Genomic DNA, 3,172 nt, shown 5'->3' with positions numbered 1-3,172 from the left:
GCGAGTCGGGGTCGATGACTCATTCTTCGATCTGGGTGGGGACAGCATTTTGTCGATGCAGGTGGTGGCCCGGGCCCGGGCCTCGGGGGTGCTGTGTCGACCGCGCGACATTTTCGTCGAGCAGACTGTGGCCCGGCTGGCTTCGGTGGTGACGGTCACCGGCGGTGAGATCGGCCCAGTCGATGAGGGTGTTGGTGCGGTGGCGAGCACTCCGATCATCGCGTGGCTGCACGAGGTGCAGCGCAGCGGCGGTGGGGTGGATCAGTTCAACCAGACGGTGCTGCTCCAAGCCCCGCCCGAGGTGACTGAGGCCGATGTGGCGGTGGTGGTGCAGGCGCTGCTGGATCGCCACGCCATGCTGCGGTGCCGCGTCGCCGATGACGGTGTCGGTGGGTGGTTGCTGCAGGTGCCCGAAGCGGGATCCGTACGCCCACACCTGGTGTCGGTGGATGTGTTGGGTGATGAGGCGCTGGTGGCGGCCCGCTCAATGTTGGATCCGGCTGCCGGGGTGATGGTCAGTACACTGTGGGCGGCCTCGACGCGTCAGCTGGCGTTGATCATTCACCACCTGGCCGTGGATGCGGTGTCGTGGCGGATTCTGCTCGAAGACCTCAACATCGCCTGGGCCCAACATCATCACGGCCAGCCGATCGCGCTGCCGGTGACCGGAACCTCCTTTGCCCGCTGGGCCTCGCTGCTGAACGAGCATGCGCGGTCGGCGGTGGTGGTCGAGCAGGCCGATCGCTGGCGGCAGGTGGTGGCGATCCCCTCGGCGCTACCCGCGGTGCAGCCCGAGCACGACACTTATGCCAACGCGGGGCATTTGACCGCTGCGTTGGATGTCGAGACCTCCCGCCTGCTGCTCGGTGAGGTCCCGGCCGCGTTTCATGCCGGGATCCAAGACATCTTGCTGATCGCCTACGGCTTGGCGTTGACGCAGTTGCTCGACACCACTGCTACGCCGCTGGCCATCGATGTCGAGGGCCACGGCCGCCACGACGAGCTCGCACCCGATATTGACCTGTCTCGTGCGGTGGGCTGGTTTACCACCAAATATCCGGTGGCGTTGAACCTCGGGGCGCTGCACTGGTCGCAGGTCATCGCCGGCGAGGCCGCCCTGGGCCCAGTCATCAAAGACGCCAAAGAACAACTGCGCGCCCTGCCCGAGGGCCTGACCTACGGACTGCTGCGCTACCTCAACCCCGACATCGACCTAACCGGCCCCGACCCCACCATCGGATTCAACTACCTCGGCAGACTGGGCGCCCCGATAGCCGACGGGATTGAGTGGCGTATCTGCCAGGATGGCGTCTCAGTCACCAGCGCCGCAGCGATACCCATGCCACTGGGGCACACCGTCGAACTCAACGCCGGCACCGTCGACACCGAGGCCGGTCCGCAGTTGCACGCCGCCTGGACCTGGGCCCCCTCGGCGCTGGACGACACCCAAATCAGCCGACTCAGCCAGCTGTGGTTCGACGCCCTGACCGGCATCTGCGCCCACGTCCGCCAGGGCGGCGGCGGCCTGACCCCCTCCGATATCGCGCCCGCTCGAGTAAGCCAGCAGCAGATCGACGAGCTCCACCAGCAATATGAGATTGCCGATGTTTTGCCGCTGACCCCCCTGCAACAGGGGCTGCTTTTTCACGCCAACACCGCACAGGCCAGCGATGACGATATATATGCGGTGCAGCTGGACTTCACTGTGACCGGTGCCCTTGACCAGCACCGCCTGCGCGATGCCGTGCACACGGTCGTTGCCCGGCATCCCAACCTGGCGGCCCGATTCTGTGACCGGTTTGACGAGCCGGTCCAGATCATCCCGGCTGATCCCGCGGCGGGATGGCGTTATGTCGAGCTGGACGGCGAAGACCTCGATGTCGACGAGCAGATGCAGCGACTGTGTGCCGTCGAACGCGCGGCGGTCTGCGAGCTCGACGGCCAGCCGGTCTTTCGGGCTGCCCTCATCCGCAGCGCACCAGACCGGCACCGGTTCGTGCTCACCAATCACCACATCGTGCTCGACGGCTGGTCGCTGCCGATCCTGCTGCAGGAGATCTTCGCCAGCTATCACCGGCAGCGGCTGCCGGCAGCCGGGTCGTATCGCAGCTTTCTCACGTGGCTGGCCGGTCGGGATCTTGACGCTGCCCGCGCGGCGTGGCGTGAGGCGTTCGCTGGCTTTGACGCGCCCACATTGGTCGGCCCGCCAGACCGATTAGGGCTAGGGCCGCGACGCGTTGAAGCGTTTCGCGTGTCCGAGGAGACCACGCGGGCCCTTAGCGAGCTGGCGCGCTCCTGCCACACCACCGTCAACACTGTGCTGGAAGGCGCCTGGGCGCAGTCGCTGATGTGGCTGACCGGCCACCACGATGTCGCCTTCGGCGTCGCGGTCTCGGGGCGGCCTGCCGAGATTGCCGGGGCGGAATCGATGGTCGGGCTGCTGATCAATACCGTGCCGGTTCGGGCGAACGTTACGCCGGCAACCACCACCACCGACCTGTTGGACCAGCTGCAAAACACTCAGAACCGCACACTTGAGCACCAGCATTTGGCGCTCAACGAAATTCACCGCATCACCGGCCACGAACAGCTTTTCGACACCTTGTTCGTGTACGAGAACTACCCGATCGACACCGCGGCATTGTTGGGCGACCACGAGTGGGCTATCACCGAGGTCAACAGTCGCGAACACAACCACTACCCGTTGACGGTGGCGGCCCGCCCGGGCCTCGAACTCGGCCTGCGCGTCGAATTCGACACCGATGTCTTCGACGCGGTGAGTGTTGAAGCGTTGGTCGAGCGGTTGGAGCGGGTGTTGGCGGCGATGGTTGCCGATCCAGGGCAGCCGTTGTCGTCAGTGGATGCGCTCGATGAGGGCGAGCATGCGCGGTTGGATGCGCTGGGTAATCGGATGGTGTTAACCCAATCCGTGCTGCCGGCGCTTTCGGTCCCGGCGTTGTTCGCCGCCCAGGTGGCGTGTGCGCCGGAGGCGGTTGCGGTGACCGCGGGCAGCGGTTCGCTGACCTATCGCGAGCTGGACGAGGCCGCGAATCGGTTGGCGCACTTGCTGGCTGATCGGGGCGCTGGCCCGGGTGAGTGTGTGGCGTTGGTGTTGGAGCGCTCCATCGAGGCGATCGTGTCGATGTTGGCGGTGCTCAAGGCCGGGGCGGCG

General features: G+C 66.1%; 1 protein-coding gene. It reads left to right on the top strand.

Annotated features, from left to right (window positions below):
* Positions 1-3,172, top strand: a 3,172-nt coding sequence (locus tag AC5Y5W_RS24790) for a condensation domain-containing protein (RefSeq protein WP_500022655.1), incomplete at both ends; no start/stop codon positions are given.

It is taken from the genome of Mycobacterium sp. NGS51 (assembly GCF_059812525.1).
This window is presented reverse-complemented; position numbering and strand designations above follow the sequence as displayed.